Origin of the sequence: Bacillus sp. HMF5848, from assembly GCF_003944835.1 — a bacterium.
Taxonomy (GTDB): domain Bacteria; phylum Bacillota; class Bacilli; order Bacillales; family HMF5848; genus HMF5848.
The window spans coordinates 292,815-311,776 of sequence record NZ_RWIV01000001.1; the positions used below are offsets into that span (position 1 = coordinate 292,815).

Sequence of the window (18,962 nt, forward strand, 5' to 3'; positions counted from 1 at the left end):
GTTGGTAAATCATGATTCGTACTATTGAATATGGTACAAAAACAATTGAGTACTCAGTAGAGTTTCGTAAACGCAAATCCTTGGAGATTAGTGTTGAGCCTCCCAACATTGTAAATGTTGTTGCACCATTAAACACATCTGAGGAAATTATAGATTTGAACGTAAAAAAGAAAGCCCAATGGATTATTCAAAAGTTATTTCTTTTTAAGGATATGGAATACCAAAAGATTAACAGAGAACTAGCAAATGGTGAGTCCTTCATGTACATGGGACGTAATTACTCGTTGCAGATAATAATTGATGAAAGCATAAAGGAACCAGTTGTAAAACTCTATCAAGGCAAGTTTTATATAACAACGCCTAACAAGAATCAAGAGTTATTAAAAGCAGCATTAGAAAAATGGTACAGAGAGAAAACCCTTGAAAAAGTAACTGAAAAGGTTAATTACTTCCAGCATTCTTTTAAAAAGAAGCCTATTGCAATTAAAGTAAAAGAACAACACAAGCGGTGGGCGAGCTGCACATCAAAGAATGAATTACTTTTTAACTGGCGCTGTGCAATGGCACCATCTCATGTCATTGATTACATTGTTGTTCATGAAATGTGCCATATGTATCATATGAACCATTCACAAGAATTCTGGGATTTACTTTCTTCTGTAATGCCGGATTATGAGAGACGTAAAGAGTGGTTGAAGAACTTTGGGGTTAGGATGGATTTATAAAAAGCGAGATCAGCTGATCTCGCTTTTATATTATTAAGAAATATTAATATTAAATAATTGTTTTATTTGGCTAACGATCCATTTGTTTCGAGACGCAATGCTATCTTCATTCCAATCATTATAATGATCAGCAATGTATTGTGTAATCCTAAATCCTGTCATACCGTCTAAGCCTCTACCTTTATAGATATCTAATTTATCTGGATATGGTCGATTACTTGCTTGAATATTCTTAGAACCTGATAAAAGTGTGAGGTTATAGATTTTATTTAAGTGGTTTTCTATTTCATAGGCTTTGAACGTATCAGTCCAATATGAAATATTGTCACTTTTAATTGGTAGAATATGTTCTACATGAATTTTATTGTCAATATTAATGAAGTTTATAAGGTTACTATCATCTAGTTGATTATATTCAAACATAATTAACAAAGGCTTGAGCCATTTTTCACCAAATACATCGTCGATTAAATTCATTTTAAACCGTGTTTGAACATTATCAGCCTTTAATTTTTCCTCTATCTTATTATTAATGTAGTCAATATCTTTATTCTTTTTGATCCAATCAATTATATTGTAGGAGATTTGTTTAATTTTAGCAGTTGTATATCCAGCTATCCAATACTTGAAATAAAGTAATGTGATGCTATTAATTAGTTCATCTAAACTATTATATTTTAAGTGCTTAGCTGTTGTAAGGATTGATTTCCAATAAATTTGGTGATTTAAGTACTGAAGACAATATATATTTTTATTTTGTAACTCTTTAACTTCCTTATAGGATTCTATAAAATTCTTAATATCAAAAATAACTTCTTTTGAATCTTGATTTTGACTCTTGAATAATCCACTTAATTCTTCATAGAGGTTTTTCTTTGGGTTAGTAGCAATTTGATAGTATTGATAATATGTAAATAAATTAGGCAAAGATTCATTTAGAGTTTTACTTAGATTCTCGATTTCGTTCCATGTTGAGATGAATTCTTTGTGATAATCTTCTTCCAATCTGCTTAACAAAAAACTTTTCAAGAGATCAGTGGTTGAAAGGTCCATTCCTCTTGCGTTTAATACTTGAAACAATTTAATAGCTAATGATTGACTTGTACAAGTGATAGTTATCAACCGTACATGATTGCAAAGGTAATTTACAAATTGAACCAATTCATCAAATTCAAGTGAATTTATTTTTTCTTTGAAAATTAATGCAGTATTCATGTACTTATTATTTTGTTTATCTTTTTTAGTGAATTTTGCAGGCCAAGTGATTCCTTTAACAATTGTTTCTTCATATTGAATTTGGTTATGAATACTTGTTTTCAACTTGATTCTACTTAATCTTCCTCTTTTTATTATATAGTCCTCAATATCATCAATTGTAATTGCCTCCGGATTTTCTTCCAAATTAGCAGCATCATTAAAGTTAGGATAGAGGTTTTTAAGAACTGCAAAAAATATATGTAGAGTGGTTAGCCTTTGTTGTCCATCAACTATGTCGTAAGAATGACCATTTTGTATCAGTATAATTGATCCTAAAAAGTAGTTAAAATCTGTTTGAGAATCCTCTCGGTAATTATTATATGCAGTAAGAATATCATCCCAAAGCATTTCAACATGTTCATCTTCCCAACTATAGGGACGTTGATAATCAGGAATTTGGTAAAATGCATTAGCATCTCCGAATATTGATTTAATTGTTTTGTTTTCAGGTTTAAATATCTCATGGGAACCATTCATATTAACACTCCTTGAAAATACATTTTTTTCTATATTAACTATTATAACTTTTCATTGAAGTAAGAGTATAGTTTTTCGGCAAAGTGGGCATAAAGATAATAACCCTTTCGGTAATATAAGCATCGACGTATCGCTCGATAAGTACTTTACCGAATAACTAGGGATGAAAAGCTTTGATATCAAGGGGTTTGTTCATTTTAACAGTTATAGTAAAGTTCGAAAGGTAACATTGTTTCGGTTATGTGAGCAGTAGTAGCATTTATTTTTCGGTAAAGTAAGCACGCGAGAATAAAAAAACTGCTGTTTTGAAAACAGCAGCTAGGCAGATTTGTCATCAAGAGAATTTATCACATTTTCTACATCTACAAATGGTGTAAGGCGATATACAATTCTTGTGTGATTATTTGCATCAAATTCTATCGTAATTTTCTCGATAGAAAGTAGTAACAACGAACGTTGTTCTTCAAATGTGTAAGATGAAATATCTTGTTTAAAACGGTCTAATAATTCATAAAGCATAGGGTCTTTGAGTTGATAATCAATTTCTTCTCGAACAGCACGGTAATGTAGTTGTTGATTTTTAATATTATCTATTTGTAATTCAAAGCTTTCTTTTAAATCAGGATAGTATTGATGGTTCTCTTTAAGCATACTTAAATCGTATTTTAAGGTTTCAAGTTGTTTAGTTAAATCAATAAGGTTTGCATTCAAAGAACTTTTCCATGCATTGAGGATTTTTTTTGCTTTATCTATATAATGACTTAATTCTCTCGCCCAACGTGAAGAAAAATCATTTATAGTTATTTGATGTAAATCTTCCATAGGGATTTTTTTCTTGCAATCTGGACAACGATAGTAATTATACTTTTTTGATGATTTGGCCGGCGTAGCATTCTTGGCAACTAGCTTTTTTCCACAGGTCTCACAAAATACAATATGACGCAATATAAAGGGACTATCCATTCGGTCTTTTTCTTGTTTAAATTTGCGGAAAAACTGAGTGACGTTCCACAGATTGGGTCCTATGAGTGCTTCATGGTGATTTTGGAATAACTCAATTTCATTTATTGGTTTCTTTTTACTTATATGATAACTTGTACGGGAGAACCATGCTAAATCCCCAATATACCAACGATTAGTTAGGATGTACCGAATGCTTGAATCTGACCAACCCTTTGCATCAACAGATGGTGGAGGGATAGAAGCTTTATCTAATAAATTAGCAATTTTTTTATCACTGTAGCCAAAGCTATAAAGATAAAAAATGAATATGACTAAGACCGAGTATTCATTTGTTTCAATGTCATCATCTTTTAACGTGGTCTTATCATATCCGAATGGATTACGTGATCCGGGTCTTTGCGGATTAAAAGAGTTCTTAATAATACTTTTATGATAGTCGTAACCTCTTTGAGATTTATTAACCACCTCTTCATGAGCATACGCAAGTTTTGCTTGAACATATGGGTTATTTTCGTCCCATTCACCATCTATTTGAGTTGAGTACACAATAAAATTTGGTCGTGCTGATTTTATTGGACCAAGGATATTTAAGACAAAATCCTCAATTAACCTTGTTACACGGGATTCTTCATAAAAAATTACTGCAGTAACATTCGAGTTACTTAAAGCATAGTGTTTCATGTCAAGCATGACTTTACGTTTTTGTGCGGGTGTGTGATAAGCAGAAGTTGCTTCATCGATAAATAACACTACAACTTGATAACCCTCTAATTTTGCTCTAGAAAGGATCACAGACTCTTGTATTTCAAGTGAATGGCCAAGAGTTTGGCTATCGTCTGACCACCGTACATAGCCAGTCAATACTTTTATCGTGTCCTTATAAATGTTAAAAGGTAAAGTGTCTTCCTTATATTTTGGACGTGGGCGATCTGTGACTAAAAACATATCATTAACGAGGTAGACGTATTTATGCTCGAAGTTCATAATAATCACCTTCATCAAAGTATCTACCAAATGTTACATGGTAAATGAGTGATGTATTACTGACTTCAATTTTTGAAAAAAACAAGTTGCATAGATAATATTGGTCGAACTCTTGCATTTCCATAAGCATACTTTCTTTGATTATTTCAATGTGGTCATTTATCCCTTTACGAGTCTCTTCAATTTTAAAAATAGAAATGTGAATTTCCTTGATACTTTCTTTAAGTTTTCTAGAAGCCTGTACTAATTTATCCAACTTTGCATTTGATTGAGCTGAGTAGCCGTCGGTAATCTCTTTGTGAATGTTCTTTAATTCCCTATTTTTGATTATGAGATTTTGTTCGGCATTTTTCTGAAGTTGCCATAAATAAACAAGTAGATCACTTTTAAATTTTTCAATAGATATAGAACCTAGAATCTCTTTTAAGTGACTACTAATTAAGTTGTTAAACACATCAATGTCTACCCTTATTTCGGGGTGTTTCTTTTTGCATACATAATAACTACTTTTTCCTAACTTTGATGATCGGAATGTCATCTCTTTTTTACATATATTGCAGTGAGGAATGATAATACCGTGACTACTTGCTAGAGTAATGGCATTAAATATTTCATTTTTTAACTTTTTCAATATTGATTGGTTAGCTTGGAAATCCTCAAGCGTAATAATTGGTTGAACATGGTGAAGTTTTTCATATCCATATGATGTTTCCATGTGTGCAGCATAAAATGGATTCTGCAAATACCTTAGTAAATCATCATACTTTTTATTTTTAAATATTTTTTTGTATGATACAAGAAATGTAAACAAACTTTCATCAGTTTCAATACTTTTAATCGCATGAAGAAATGCTTTTAAATCTTTTTCAACGTTAACATCTGGAACGTATTTTGTGTTTTTCTTTTTTCCAATCTTTATAAAACCAAAAATGTTGGAAGGGTATTGTTTGTTGGTATCACTACGTCTTCCTGAGATACTTTGTCCTTCAGCTTGTGCAAAAATTCCATACAAAGCTTCGATAGACAATTTCTTCGAAAATGGTGGCTGCTTAGTTGATGTGAAAATTACATTAACATTGTATTGATAGAATTCTTTTACAAGTGCTACATATTCATAAAAGTTACGAGCTAATCTATCACGACTGTACACGATAATGGTTTTTACTAATCCTTGTTTTAACAAAAGTCGTAACTCCTGCAAAGCAGGGCGCTCATCCATTGAGAGTTTATTAGCTGAAATGTCATTGTCTTTTAACCATATAACAGACTCTTTTTCATAGTTGTGATTGTTTACATAAGCTTCAGCCAAAAGAATCTGTTTCTTTATATCCTGCTGAGCAGAGCTAACTCTGCTATAGACGATAACAAATTCATCATAAAGTTTCTTTGCATCAATATATTGTGTTATATCCATATAATACCTTACTCCTTTTCAATAAAATGTTTGCTCTCCATAAGCAACAGCCCCTTCAGTCTTGGGTCTAAATCCAATTGTTCAATTAATATCTTCTCAATTAATCGTTTAAGAAAATAATAAGATTCTGATTGTAATTCTTCATTAAACGTAACCTTTACTACCGGTTTTCTTGTCATTATTCTTCACTCCTATCAGTAATTACTTAAAATCATTGACGGGAGTGAAGGAATTTATACTAGTTGTTGTTTTTACGAGTATTTAAATCTAGTTGCAATTGATAATAATCTTCCTGTGGATTACTTTTATCAATTGGTACTATCATAATCTTTGGCTCAATGTTTGGTACTTTTAGTTCTTGTAGTAATTTGAGAAGATTTTGCATTGTTGTCCCTCCTTGTTTTGACGTAGTAATGATTAAATCTTTCAATAATAGTTTTTGAAACGCCTGCTACTTCGCAACACTCTAGTACGTTATTAATCCACTGGGAATCTAACCTTTTCCGTGTACTTTCTTCCATTCGAAATCCCTCCGATATACAAAAAAGTCCACAGGACATGGTTATCTAAAATGATAACAACATGTAACCTGCGGACTTCGCTTGTTGGTTACTTTAATTTATGAACTAACCGGTAAATCGAAAATCAGTATATCTTGGGATTCTTTAGATTTTAATAGCTAATTGAAAATAAATTAATTTTAAAATAAAAAAGAAGAAATGCCCGTTGGCACTTCTTCTTTTTCTGACATACAAATTGCACTAACAATTCTATGATGTTCAACTTTTAAAGATGTTATACCCATAAAATACAAACAAAATGAGTATGAATAATGCGGCGGTATATAAAGAGGAAAATATGTTTTCCAAACAGGTGAATGTTAAAGTAGAGATCATGCTATATACATGACTTTATAATGAACTTTCTTTAACCTGTAGCATTTTAAATAATACCACCATTTTTTTAGTAAACTATTTCAAGCTACATGAGAACATATAATTGCAGTATATCAAACATTGGGTAATTTAAGGAAATGGTGTAAAATTATAGTAGTTATATTTAAAGCTACGAATGCTTAATTCATCTTTAGGAGGAAATGATGAGTAGAGAAGCTGACCATACCATAAAAGGGTTTTTGTACCAATTTAATAAAACCTTAAACTCTATTTTGAGTAGTACTGATCAAGATGAGATACAAATAGAGGGAATTATAGAAGATATTGATATCAAAAATTCAAATATAACAAATGCTATTCAATGTAAATATCACGAATCAAAAGTTCGTCATAATTTATCAGATATATACAAACCTATTCTACAAATGCTATTACACTTTTTAGAAAATGATTCTTTGAATATTAAATATGCCTTATATGCTTATTTTCCAAATGAACAAGTAGGTGTAAAGGAAGTTACGAAATCCCAAATTGAAGAAATACTTTCATCAAGCAATTTTGATTATATTAGTAAATATATATCTAAAATTAAGCCACCTAAAGAGCAGATTATTAAGGAGCTACTTGGAAAAACTAGTAAAACCACTGAAGATAAAACCAGAATAAAAAAATACTATGAAACTAGTAAATTAGAAACTATTGTAGACATTGATAAGTTTTTGAGAGATCATTTTGTTTTTGAAATAGGTCTTTCCTATGAAGAATTAATGAATGAAACAAAGAATTTATTAATGAAAGAAGGATTTTCATTAGAAGATGTAAAGGATTTGTTTTATCCCAATAGTATTCAGTATATTGCAGAACTTAGTATTCTTCCTGAAGCAGAAAAAAGAATATCAAGTAAAAATAAATTAATAGACTATTTGAAAGGAAATAAGAAAACTGCAATGAGTAGGTGGACTAGTGAAGTTTTAACCCGAAAGCAATTGTTAAAAGTTAGGAAAAATCAATTAGTACCATCCTTAAATATAAATTCTAGATCTCGATATTTTATCATAGACCCTGATACAATTGATAACTTTGATGATGAATTTATTCTTTTTGTAAAGGACTACCTTGATAAATATAATTCAAAAATTAAATTACATACTGAGACCCCTTGTTTTATATTAAAAACAGATGTTAATAACTTATCAGAATACCATAAAAGATTTGTCTCAAGAAATATACAAATAATTACTGGCTATATTGGGGACACATTTTATTTTAAAGAATTTAATAAAGAACCTAAAAGAATAATTAAGGATAACTGGGTAGAATTTAAAGCGAGAATTTCTTGTAATTCAGATGAGGTAATAAAATGTATCAATTATAAAAAGTGCGATGATTTATATATAGTCGGGGGAGTAGACGTTAGCTTACTAGATACAGCAGACGTAAATATAGAAAATTTAGAAATAAATAATTTCAGGGAATTAAAATACTTATTATCTATGCTAAAGGAGATTTGATAATGAACAATGAATCTACTATGAAAATTGGAAGTGTTATAGAAAGTTCCCCTCATTCAATATTGGTGAAGATTGACACACTAAAGATATTTGAAAAAGCTAAATCAGCATTACAAATTGGAAAATACTTAAAAATTCAAGAAGGAAACCATAACTTTGTATTGTGTGTTATTCAAAATATCAAAATATCCACAGATAAGGATGAAGATATTTTCATTCTTACTGTTCAACCAGTAGGAATTTTTAAAGGAGAAGAGTTTTTTCAAGGTAATTCAATGCTTCCATCACCTACTGAACCAGTTTTCCTAGTAGAAGATGATATTTTAAATAAAATATTCAGCAATGAAAAAACAAAAATATTCCACTTGGGAAACTTGGCACAAAATGAAGAGGTTAGCTTTACATTGGATGGTGATAAGTTTTTTAGTAAACATGTTGCAGTTGTTGGTTCTACTGGATCAGGTAAGTCCTGTGCGGTAGCTAAAATTTTACAAAACGTGGTTGGTATCAATGATGCTAGAAATATTAATAAATCAGATAAAAAGAATTCTCATATTATAATTTTTGATATTCATTCTGAATATAAATCAGCTTTTGAAATTGATAAAAATGAAGATTTTAACTTAAATTACTTAGATGTAGAAAAATTAAAACTTCCATACTGGTTAATGAATTCAGAAGAATTAGAAACATTATTTATAGAAAGTAATGAACAAAATTCCCATAACCAAGTCTCTCAATTTAAACGAGCAGTAGTGTTGAATAAGGAGAAATATAATCCGGAATTTAAAAAAATCACATACGATTCTCCGGTATATTTTAATATTAATGAAGTTTTCAATTATATATATAATCTTAATGAAGAAGTAATCAATAAAATTGAAGGAGAGCCAAGCCTTCCAAAATTAAGCAACGGAGAACTTGTTGAAAATCGCCAAATTTACTTTAATGAAAAACTTGAATTCACATCTTCTAATACTTCAAAAGCAACAAAAGCAAGTAATGGTCCTTTTAATGGAGAATTTAATAGATTCCTGTCTAGATTTGAAACCAAATTAACAGATAAGCGGTTGGAATTTCTGTTATTAAATCAAGATGTAGAAGAAAATTCTAAGTATAGAACTGAACATTTTGAAGATATTTTGAAACAATTTATGGGATATCTAGATCGATCAAACGTTTCAATTATTGATTTGAGTGGTATTCCGTTTGAAGTTTTAAGCATTACAATCAGCTTAATTTCTCGTCTTATTTTTGATTTTGCATTTCATTATTCTAAGCTACAACATCAAAAGGATGAACTTAATGATATACCATTCATGATCGTCTGCGAAGAGGCACATAACTATATTCCAAGAACCGGAGGTATTGAATTTAAAGCTGCGAAGAAATCAATAGAAAGAATTGCAAAGGAAGGGAGAAAATATGGTTTGAGCTTGATGGTTGTAAGTCAAAGGCCTTCTGAAGTTTCTGATACTATCCTTTCTCAGTGTAATAATTTTATTAACCTGCGTCTAACAAATATTAATGACCAAAATTATATTAAAAATCTACTACCAGATAATTCTCGTTCAATATCAGAGATTTTACCTACCCTTGGTGCCGGGGAGTGTTTAGTGGTTGGAGATTCTACTCCAATTCCAAGTATTGTTAAATTAGAGTTACCAAACCCGGAACCCAGATCACAAAGTATTAAATTTCATAAAAAATGGTCAGAAAGTTGGAGAACACCATCATTTGAAGAAGTAATAATGAGATGGAGAAAAGAAAATGGATAACTCGGATTTTTCTAGTAACTTTTCTTGCAAATTTACTACATTATAAAGGTATTATTCATACTATTAGTTCTGATGAAAGGAATAAAAGCCATTGATTAAATATATAATGAAATTTAATTTCAGCAATACGCCAATATTATTCGATAATATAATTATAGATTTTGAGTTAGTCGAAGATCCTCCATTTTATCTATTGATTACTAATGATGATCAAGAGTGCTTTTTAGGGTATATTGAGGGTTTTGCAGAATATAAATCATGTAGAGTTGTTTCAAGAGTATTTAAAATTGATGAAGTATTAAATAATTCGGATAGTTATATTTTTGAAACAGAGAATCAAATTAAAGAAATAGGACAAAGTGATTTTAAAAATATTGAAATCTATATTAGGAGTTTAAAAGAAGCTTTGGAAGTGTCTAATATAATCGTTTCAAATAATAATGACTTTCTATTTAGAGGGCAGGCAAATAAAGAGTGGAAAATCGAAAGCAGCTTATTTAGAAAAGGGTATGATGGAAGTAAGGAATCGTTATTATATTCCGAGATTAGGCATATAAATCACGAACGGTTTAATTCTAAAGATTTTATTCAATTAACTTGTGACATGCAGCACTATGGAATTCCTACTAGGCTAGTGGATTGGACTGGTAATATATTTAACGCAATTTATTTTGCATGTGTAAGTGGTAGTGAAGAATTAAGTAAAGACGGAATAGTTTTTGTGATGAACTGTCCAGAAATACTAGATGTAGATTCTGAGACTTACAAAGATATTCAATCCTTTTTAGAATACAGGTATGGAAATAAATCAGATATTACAAAAGGTATATTTCCTATCTTATCGAAAGTATATGATTCTGAGAAAAAATATAAATTCATAAAAACTAGACTTTCTAATGAGAGAATAAAAAGACAAGATGGATACTTTTCTACATGTTTTGAAGCAAGTGATAGTGAGGCTAACAGTTTTTTAAGATATATGTTAAATGATTATCTCAAAAGGAATAATAGTAAAGTTCCTGATCAATATTTAGATCAGATTGTAGATAAAATTACAATCCCAATTGATGAATCAGTTATGGAGCTTATATGCCAACAGGTTGAAGGGTATAACGCCATAGCGACTGAGAATCAAATAAATTTGGAAGGATTAAAAGAAGCTATCAGTAGGTTTAGAAATATTAAATCCTTTGATCATTCTATGAATGATATTCAAAAGTATGATCAACACATTAAGATAATTATTCCTGCAACTCACAAGAGAGTAATTATCAATGAGTTAGATAAGGTTGGGATAAATAGTAGTACTGTATATCCAGATTTAGAAGGAATGACTAAATATATCAAAGAAAAGTATTCTAATTAAATGGAGGATTTTGCATGGAATACAGAGAAGCAAGAAAAAGAAATTTAAAAGTGAAATTATATAAAGTGTCACTTTCTAAAGGAAAGGCAATATTAGAGCAGCTATATAGTGAAGAAGCAATTCATAAGAAATTATTTTTTAAAAGATTAGATATAATCCAATTTATCGATGAATTTTTTGATAGTGTTAATGAAAAATATACAATAAAACAAAATATTAAAGAGTATTTTGAAGAGTATTCTTCTAAATACGATGAGTATTTCCCTGATAAACAAGATCTTGAGCAAATATTAAAAGATAATTATGAGGAAATTAGAGATATCTATATGAATTTTAAACCTACTGAGAAAGCTCAAGAGATTATACTTAAAACAAAAGAGATAGCAGCTAAATTGCACTGGATTTATTTACCTATATATCCCGAGCAAACAATAATAAACTCAGATATAATACCAGAAGAAGATATCGAGGAATATTACAATCACTTCCACACAATTGAAGATTTATATAGAGTAATTTTTGAAAATGGAGAAATAGCATGGGACAGCTTAGAAGGAGATGTTAATTTAAATTTACCGATTAAGTTGAGAATTTATTCATCAAGATGGGGACATGACGATATATACTCAGTAAAAAGAACAATGACTGGATGGAATTTCAAGCATTTATCTTATGATGAAAATTGTTCTAAAGACGGGACATTAAATGGAGATAAGAACGACGGATTTTTTAGAATATTAGCTCATGATTCAATTCAATGTCCTAATGATGGGGTTAAATATGCCTTAGAAACTTTATGGAAATCAGCAGACTCTACAGGTATGTCTATTAAGGAATTGGAAATTAAGCTACAGGATATAGGTAATTGGATCAATGCTGTAGAGAAAGCAACAAAAAATAATCAACCAAACTGGGTAGGGTATTATTAAGATTAAATTTTCTTAATACATTGATAGTATCAATGCTAACATTTTGCTAACACTTTCTAACGTAATCCCATTAAAAACGGTAAATCACCGTTAAAGATGTTTCAGTAAGAAATATCCAAAACGTTGATTTACCACACTTTTTTGCACCTCTCGTTAACGATGTTACACTCTCAAAGCTTACGGGCGGCATGATGTAGGGCCAACACGATGTTGGTCACTCGGACGTTTCCACAGGGCGTGGCAGTTTTAGTCCGAGTTCTGCTTAAAACACCCTTGATATGACTGGATTTGTTGCTAAGATGAGAGTGGTTTGCTAACATTTTGCTAAATATTGAGGTAAATTAACGGAGGCTTTTCATGAGTTCACTGAACTTTTTGGAAGCCTCTTTTTTCATGTTCTTAGTAGTATGTAACTAGCTAAACATTACTTGTTTTAGCCTCTTCTATAGGACATGATTATTTCTTTATCAAAAGGTGAATGAGGAGATAAAGTGATATGTAGGTAGTCATATCTCCAGGCTAATATGTGTTAAAATGTATATAACGATATCGGGTTTAAGGAGTGGGTTTTGTGAATCTTTATCCGAAGGACTATGTTTCAGTAGATGAATATTTTAAAATTCGCGAGAGTAGTGAAGATTTATTAGAATATATAGATGGTACTGTGTATTTGTCTCCATCACCATCAACTAGGCATCAGCGAATATCAAGTAGGCTTCATATCAAACTTGGTATGTTTCTTGAAGGGAAACAATGTGAGGTATTTCATGCACCGTTTGATATTGAATTAAAAAATGAAGAGATGGAAGGAACAAAAATCGTAATCCCAGATATTTGTGTGATTTGCGATAAGAATGGATTTACAGACCAACGATATGTAGGAGTTCCTGATTTAATTGTCGAAATCCTTAGCCCTTCCAATCAATCCCACGACTTAATTACAAAATTAAATCTATATATGAATTACGGAGTCAAAGAATACTGGATTGTTAACCCAATGCTAAATACTATCACCGTATATTCACTAAATAATGAAAAAATGTATGAACAGCATGATATGAAAACAATTGTAGGAAGAGTTTCTTCGAAGTTTCTCGAAGGATTTCAAATAGATTTAGAATATTTACTTTGTTAGAAAAATTTTGGACAGATATGCAAATCAACGGGCGGTATGGTGTGGTAGCGCCATTAAACCATTGGTATGAATGGATTTGTGATAAGGTGGGAGCGTATTGCTAACATTTTGTTAATTAAAAAAAGAGGTTTCTCCAAGTTTGAATGAAGCTTGAGGAGGCCTCTTTTTTCTCTGTGCATAAAGATGCAAATACTGCTAGCACTTTGCTACTTTACCCTAGCAAGGGACAGGCACCTTTATTGGGTCTGGCACCTTTATTTAATCGCCTTGCTCACTTTTAGCTTTTTTCCTTTAATGGTGGCATCTTTCATTTCTTGTAGAACAAGAGAGCCTTTTCCGTTTAGAATATCCACGTAGGACATAGTATCTTTAATGGTGATAATGCCTATATCTTCAGCACTCACACCTTCAATCTTAGCAATGGTGCCGACGAAGTCCACTGCGCGGATTTTCTTCTTTTTGCCGCCACTGAAATGAAGCTTCATAATGTCTTGGTTGATACGGGCCGTTTTATTATTTTTTACTACGCGTCTGCCACTGCTTTTTTCTTGAAAAGCAGGCATGTTGCGCGCAACTTCTGCCTGTTCAGGTGCATCCATCATACGAATCTCGAACCCGATGTATCTTTCAATACTTTTCACAAATTTTTCTTCGTGAGCTGTCGCAAACGTAATCGCTTTTCCTTTGTTCCCCGCCCGACCAGTTCGTCCGGTGCGGTGCACGTAGCTCTCTTTCTCGGTAGGTACGTCAAAGTTAAGGATAAGTGTGACGTTGTCGACGTCAATTCCTCTAGCGGCTACATCTGTTGCAACAAGGTAACGGAAGTTTCCTGTTTTGAACCCATTCATGACAGCAAAACGATCTTCTTGTAATAAGCCACCATGAAGTTTTTCGCAGGAATAGCCGGATGTCTCCAGTTCTGCAAATACAGTATCGACATGCTCTTTCGTTCGGCAAAAAATAATGCAGCTATCTGGGTTTTCCACGGTTGTAACGTCTTTTAAGAGAGAGATCTTATCTTCCTCTTGAGTTTCGATTATCAGATGGTCTACCGTATTTGTCACGATGCCAGTAGAGGCAATCTCAATATTAGTAGGAGTCATCATATATTTGTAGCAAAGCTTTTCTACATCCGTAGGTAACGTTGCAGAAAATACCATCGTGACACGATTGGTAGGAAGAGCTTGTATAATTGCTTCAATATCGTCGATAAACCCCATACTAAGCATTTCATCAGCTTCATCGATAATAAGGTATTTTATCTCGTCTAACAGTAAAGTTCCCCTATCAATGTGGTCGATGACACGACCAGGTGTACCGACGACGACATGTGTTTTATGTTTTAATTCTTCGCGTTGTTTCGAGAAAGGTTCCTTTCCGTATACAGCCACCGCTTTAATTCGTTTGAATCGACCAATATTCGTTATATCTTCTCGCACTTGAGCAGCAAGTTCTCTAGTAGGTGTAAGAATTAATGCCTGCGGCTTTTTTTCTTCCCAAGCAATATTTTCACAAATGGGAATACCAAACGCAGCTGTTTTGCCACTTCCTGTTTGAGATTTCACGACAAGATCTTGGTTTTGTAATGCTAAAGGTAACACCTCACGCTGCACTTCAGTGGGGGTATCGTACTTCAACACACTTAATGCTCTCTTAATATCATCACTTAATTTGTAATCATCAAAACTGTTTGTAAGCATGTTCTTTAACCTCATTTATATTATATTATCCGACTTATATATAGAATTCTCTCAAAGCAATATCATATGCATAAACTGAATATGACTCATTATACTCGAAATATCGGAGGTAGCGTGTATTTATATTTTATTATGAACTTGCATCTTCTAATGTTCAAACATACTCTGGAAATATCACTAAAAAACGAAAGAGGGAAAACGTACCACGAAAAACACAATGAATGATTTTTTGTAAAAGAAGGAGAATGGTGTGCACCGAGACTCAACAAAACAGAAAGAGACAAGTGATAACATTTGTAGAAACTGAAAGAATAAAGTAAGTACATCCAGCGCTTGTTATCGTGTTTTCAGGCATCATCGGAGTTGTCATTTTTTGATTATGTAATACGCATTGTGTAGGCAAAAAAGGCTTCTCATTAGTTCTAGGAACTTTGAGAAGCCTCTATTTGGTTTCATGATTTGCTTTGCGTGTGAGTACTGCTCTATTCTAGTGCTACGCTAGCAGTCTAATACCTACTGCTAGCACTTTGTTACTTTATCCTAGCGGGGGACAGGCACTGTTTTACGACTCCCCTAAAATCCGCTTTTCCCCTTCAAGTTCTTGAATAGGTGCAATATTTTGAGTGAATTCTACTGTTCCCATGTACATTCCATTTTCATCACGAATGGCAAAATAGCGAATATATACATATTTATCTCGGAATTGAATCCAAAAATCTTCACTATCTTTTTTACCGGATTTAAAATCTTTCAAAAGCTCTTCAACGATATGAACGCTTTTTGGAGGATGACAGTTTTGTACCGTTCTTCCGATGACAGCTTTCGTTCGCGTGAAAATTCGTTCCTTTCCATGAGAGAAATACCTTACCACATCGTCTTGGTCGATGAATGTAATATCGACAGGTAAATGGTTTAACATAAGTTCAAGCTGTTGGATGGATAAAAAGCCTGTTTCCATGCGGATAAATTCTTCTGACACGGCAGACTGAGAAAGTGCCTTTCTTTCTGGCTTCCATTCTGCCACTTGACTGATTAAACAAAAACCAATTTCATCACTTTCATAAGCAATCTTGATCCACTCATCTTCGGTTAAATGCTGAAGAGCCATAGGGAATAAAATATTTTCTTCTTTAAAAATCATTTCTGATACTTCGCGAATCACGTATTCCATCGTATTTAAAAGTGCTTCTTTATCATTAGAGGTATAATTCGTTAAAATATTTTTTGCTGCTTTAATATAGGCGCGAATTTGATCGTCTACTCCCCACATCACCTTTGTCGGGCCAAAAATATTGTATTTCTCTAGGAATGGGAATAATAGATTCTCTTTACGACTATAGTGTTTATCAATATCAAGTAGTAGGTTTAAGTCTTCTATTAATTTATATATATTTTCATGACTATCTTCCGCATTAAAGCGGTCTACATGAAGTTGAATCTTGAAATTAACTAGCATATCAATTTCTTTATTTTCTAGCTTAAAAGTGTGAACAGGGTGCCCTGGTTGATCCTCTGGTTTTTGACTACGATGAATTTCCTCAATTGAGCCCTTAAAAATAGCAGTATGAACGGAGCATAATCGTTGCACCTCTTCAACAGGAATGCCCTCTTCTTCCATAAGAGATTGTTCAAGTTGGGAAATCTCATCTATAGAGATAGATCCAACAGCTTCTTCAAAGGCATTCTTTACTTCCTCGACGCTTTTACCTGCATGCAAATCTTTTATAATTTCCTTTAACATTTCTTGGCGTGTTGTTTTTTTAAATTCACTTTGTTCACGATTATTGATGATTTCACTCATGTGTAATCCCTCCGTTATTCTATGATTTTAAACCCGTGTTCTTGAAACGTTGCTATAACAGTCTCTAAAGGTATCTCCTTCATTCGACAGCCTTTAGGTATAGTCATGACACGGCCCGCTGTTTGCAGCATCGATGGCTTTGCTATATTTTCGAATCCTAACTGAACCATAATTGATGTCACTTCCGGATATTGAGTACATAGATCATACAGAGTTTGATTTAAATCGATTTCTTTTGGCATTACTATCACCCAATTCTTTAATCTTGTATCCTGAATGTATCATATATCTGTTGAAGGATAAGTGATGCGCATCACAGAGAATGATTATCATTCCTAGCGAATAAAGAAGCATCTCACAATCAGCGGTTTGCGAAATTCCGCGGAGGTTAACACTGTTTTTAAAGTGTTTATATTGTAATTTTTATAAAAAGAAGATATAATACGAATTAACAATACATGTGATGTATTTCACAATATTAATTGTGAATAACATCACATAATTTAATGATACTATATGTGAAAAAATTCACGTTCTGCTATTATGAATAACTTTGTGAATAAATTCACAATAAAAGGAGAAATGAATTGTGAAAATAATAGTTATTGGTTGTACGCACGCAGGAACAGCGGCAGTTAAAAATATCGCAACATTATATCCAGACGCTTCCATTACCGTTTATGAAAAAAATGATAATGTGTCATTTTTATCTTGTGGTATCGCTTTGTATGTAGGTGGTGTTGCAAAAGACCCAACACAGTTGTTCTACTCGTCACCAGAAGAGCTTCGTGGACTAGGCGTAACGATGAATATGAAGCATGAAGTGTTATTTGTAGATGTTGAGAGCAAGAACGTTACGGTGAAAAATCTTGAAACAGGTAAAATAACAAATGACACTTTTGATAAATTAGTGATGTCAACAGGTTCATGGCCGATTATACCGCCTATTGATGGCATTAAGTTAGACAACATTCTTTTGGCGAAAAATTACCATCAAGCAAATACAATTATCGAAAAAGCAAAAGAGGCAGAAAATATCACAGTCATAGGTGCAGGGTATATCGGTGTTGAATTAGTAGAAGCATTTGAACAATATGGCAAAAACGTAACTTTAATTGATGGAGAAGACCGCATATTAAATAAATATTTAGACAAAGAATTCACAGATATTGTGGAGGATGAGTTTGTTACTCGTGGTATAACATTAGCGATGAAGCAAACTGTTACACAATTTAAAGGTGAAAATGGAAAGGTATCAAAGGTTGTGACAACAAAAGGTGAGTACGATACAGACCTTGTCATTTTATGCGTTGGTTTTAAACCAAATACAGATTTGTTAAAAGGGCAAATTGATATGCTAGCAAATGGTGCTATTATAACAAACGAATATATGCAAACAAGTCATCCAGATATTTTTGCTGCTGGAGATAGCTGTGCAGTTTGGTACAATCCGACTATGGAGTATCGTTATATTCCGCTAGCAACAAATGCTGTTCGTATGGGCACAATTGCTGCACACAATATAGTGGAGCCAAGAGTAAAATATGTTGGCACGCAAGGAACATCAGGCTTACACATATACGGGCTAAATATGGCAAGCACTGGGTTAACAGAAACATCAGCGCAACATGCAGGCGTACCATATAAAGTAGTAGATGTTATTGAGAATAACCGTCCGGAGTTTATGCCGAGCTTTGATTCGGTAAAGTTAAAAGTACTATATGCACCCGACACAAAGCGCGTTTTAGGCGCGCAACTGATTTCGAAGGCTGACATGACACAAATGGTGAATACATTGTCTGTTTGCATTCAAAATCATATGACAATGGATGAATTAAGCTTTGTCGATTTCTTCTTCCAACCACATTTTAATAAGCCGTGGAACTTACTAAACCAAGCAGGTCTCGCTGCCTTAGAAAGTAAGAAAACACTACAGTTAGTTTAAGTTAGTATTAAATAAGCCATTGAAGGAAAACAGTACGTTTTTCTTCAATGGCTTTTTGAGTTGGGGAGTTGAGACAAAAAG

15 protein-coding genes are annotated in these 18,962 nt (G+C 32.4%); 7 read left to right on the plus strand and 8 right to left on the minus strand.

Annotated features, from left to right (window positions below):
• Positions 1-11: 11 nt before the first annotated feature.
• A complete protein-coding gene (locus EJF36_RS01550) occupies positions 12-725 on the plus strand; it encodes a M48 family metallopeptidase (RefSeq protein WP_125904689.1) in 714 nt (237 codons plus the stop codon).
• Between the two features lie 33 nt (positions 726-758).
• On the opposite strand, the gene EJF36_RS01555 is transcribed toward EJF36_RS01550, so the two are convergent.
• The 5 genes from EJF36_RS01555 to EJF36_RS21375 all read right to left on the minus strand — a co-directional run bounded on the left by EJF36_RS01555 (position 759) and on the right by EJF36_RS21375 (position 6,205).
• Positions 759-2,459, minus strand: coding sequence for a DUF262 domain-containing protein (locus EJF36_RS01555; RefSeq protein ID WP_125904690.1), 1,701 nt, complete (start codon positions 2,457-2,459; stop codon positions 759-761).
• Positions 2,460-2,777: 318 nt separating this feature from the next.
• Entirely contained in the window at positions 2,778-4,406 is a 1,629-nt protein-coding gene (locus EJF36_RS01560; RefSeq protein ID WP_185806781.1) for a recombinase family protein, read from the minus strand.
• Positions 4,390-5,820 carry a recombinase family protein gene (locus EJF36_RS01565; protein WP_125904692.1) on the minus strand — a complete coding sequence of 477 codons (1,431 nt, stop codon included), beginning with the start codon at positions 5,818-5,820 and terminating at the stop codon, positions 4,390-4,392. The genes EJF36_RS01560 and EJF36_RS01565 overlap by 17 nt, the downstream gene beginning before the upstream one ends.
• A gap of 8 nt (positions 5,821-5,828) precedes the next feature.
• Positions 5,829-5,999: a hypothetical protein gene (locus EJF36_RS21370; RefSeq protein WP_185806782.1), complete on the minus strand. Its 171-nt coding sequence runs from the start codon at positions 5,997-5,999 to the stop codon at positions 5,829-5,831.
• Between the two features lie 59 nt (positions 6,000-6,058).
• Entirely contained in the window at positions 6,059-6,205 is a 147-nt protein-coding gene (locus EJF36_RS21375; RefSeq protein ID WP_185806783.1) for a hypothetical protein, read from the minus strand.
• 711 nt (positions 6,206-6,916) lie between these two features.
• Here EJF36_RS21375 and EJF36_RS01570 point away from each other — a divergent pair.
• The 5 genes from EJF36_RS01570 (at position 6,917) to EJF36_RS01590 (ending at position 13,435) form a co-directional block, all read left to right on the plus strand.
• Positions 6,917-8,227, plus strand: coding sequence for a hypothetical protein (locus tag EJF36_RS01570; RefSeq protein ID WP_185806784.1), 1,311 nt, complete (start codon positions 6,917-6,919; stop codon positions 8,225-8,227).
• Positions 8,228-8,229: 2 nt separating this feature from the next.
• On the plus strand, positions 8,230-10,005 hold the full coding sequence (locus tag EJF36_RS01575; RefSeq protein WP_260471800.1) for an ATP-binding protein: 1,776 nt from the start codon (positions 8,230-8,232) through the stop codon (positions 10,003-10,005).
• Positions 10,006-10,096: 91 nt separating this feature from the next.
• Complete coding sequence (locus EJF36_RS01580; RefSeq protein ID WP_125904694.1) at positions 10,097-11,371, plus strand: FRG domain-containing protein; 1,275 nt, start codon at positions 10,097-10,099, stop codon at positions 11,369-11,371.
• Between the two features lie 14 nt (positions 11,372-11,385).
• Positions 11,386-12,300 (plus strand): hypothetical protein, encoded by a 915-nt coding sequence (locus tag EJF36_RS01585; RefSeq protein WP_125904695.1) that lies wholly within the window; start codon positions 11,386-11,388, stop codon positions 12,298-12,300.
• A 571-nt stretch (positions 12,301-12,871) separates the two neighbouring features.
• Positions 12,872-13,435, plus strand: coding sequence for a Uma2 family endonuclease (locus EJF36_RS01590; RefSeq protein ID WP_125904696.1), 564 nt, complete (start codon positions 12,872-12,874; stop codon positions 13,433-13,435).
• 254 nt (positions 13,436-13,689) lie between these two features.
• Here EJF36_RS01590 and EJF36_RS01595 read toward each other — a convergent pair whose 3' ends face one another.
• The 3 genes from EJF36_RS01595 to EJF36_RS01605 form a co-directional block, all read right to left on the minus strand.
• Positions 13,690-15,135 carry a DEAD/DEAH box helicase gene (locus EJF36_RS01595; RefSeq protein WP_125904697.1) on the minus strand — a complete coding sequence of 482 codons (1,446 nt, stop codon included), beginning with the start codon at positions 15,133-15,135 and terminating at the stop codon, positions 13,690-13,692.
• A 562-nt stretch (positions 15,136-15,697) separates the two neighbouring features.
• Positions 15,698-16,936 (minus strand): DUF438 domain-containing protein, encoded by a 1,239-nt coding sequence (locus tag EJF36_RS01600; protein ID WP_125904698.1) that lies wholly within the window; start codon positions 16,934-16,936, stop codon positions 15,698-15,700.
• A gap of 14 nt (positions 16,937-16,950) precedes the next feature.
• Entirely contained in the window at positions 16,951-17,178 is a 228-nt protein-coding gene (locus tag EJF36_RS01605) for a DUF1858 domain-containing protein (RefSeq protein ID WP_125904699.1), read from the minus strand.
• Positions 17,179-17,525: 347 nt separating this feature from the next.
• On the opposite strand from EJF36_RS01605, the gene EJF36_RS01610 reads away from it, so the two are divergent.
• Positions 17,526-18,881 (plus strand): FAD-dependent oxidoreductase, encoded by a 1,356-nt coding sequence (locus EJF36_RS01610; protein ID WP_125904700.1) that lies wholly within the window; start codon positions 17,526-17,528, stop codon positions 18,879-18,881.
• Positions 18,882-18,962: the final 81 nt, after the last annotated feature.

Coding starts and splice junctions, on each gene's coding strand:
- EJF36_RS01550 (WP_125904689.1), top strand. CDS start 12: ATGATTCGTACTATTGAATATGGTACAAAAACAATTGAGTACTCAGTA.
- EJF36_RS01555 (WP_125904690.1), bottom strand. CDS start 2,459: ATGAATGGTTCCCATGAGATATTTAAACCTGAAAACAAAACAATTAAA.
- EJF36_RS01560 (WP_185806781.1), bottom strand. CDS start 4,406: ATGAACTTCGAGCATAAATACGTCTACCTCGTTAATGATATGTTTTTA.
- EJF36_RS01565 (WP_125904692.1), bottom strand. CDS start 5,820: ATGGATATAACACAATATATTGATGCAAAGAAACTTTATGATGAATTT.
- EJF36_RS21370 (WP_185806782.1), bottom strand. CDS start 5,999: ATGACAAGAAAACCGGTAGTAAAGGTTACGTTTAATGAAGAATTACAA.
- EJF36_RS21375 (WP_185806783.1), bottom strand. CDS start 6,205: ATGCAAAATCTTCTCAAATTACTACAAGAACTAAAAGTACCAAACATT.
- EJF36_RS01570 (WP_185806784.1), top strand. CDS start 6,917: ATGATGAGTAGAGAAGCTGACCATACCATAAAAGGGTTTTTGTACCAA.
- EJF36_RS01575 (WP_260471800.1), top strand. CDS start 8,230: ATGAACAATGAATCTACTATGAAAATTGGAAGTGTTATAGAAAGTTCC.
- EJF36_RS01585 (WP_125904695.1), top strand. CDS start 11,386: ATGGAATACAGAGAAGCAAGAAAAAGAAATTTAAAAGTGAAATTATAT.
- EJF36_RS01595 (WP_125904697.1), bottom strand. CDS start 15,135: ATGCTTACAAACAGTTTTGATGATTACAAATTAAGTGATGATATTAAG.
- EJF36_RS01600 (WP_125904698.1), bottom strand. CDS start 16,936: ATGAGTGAAATCATCAATAATCGTGAACAAAGTGAATTTAAAAAAACA.
- EJF36_RS01605 (WP_125904699.1), bottom strand. CDS start 17,178: ATGCCAAAAGAAATCGATTTAAATCAAACTCTGTATGATCTATGTACT.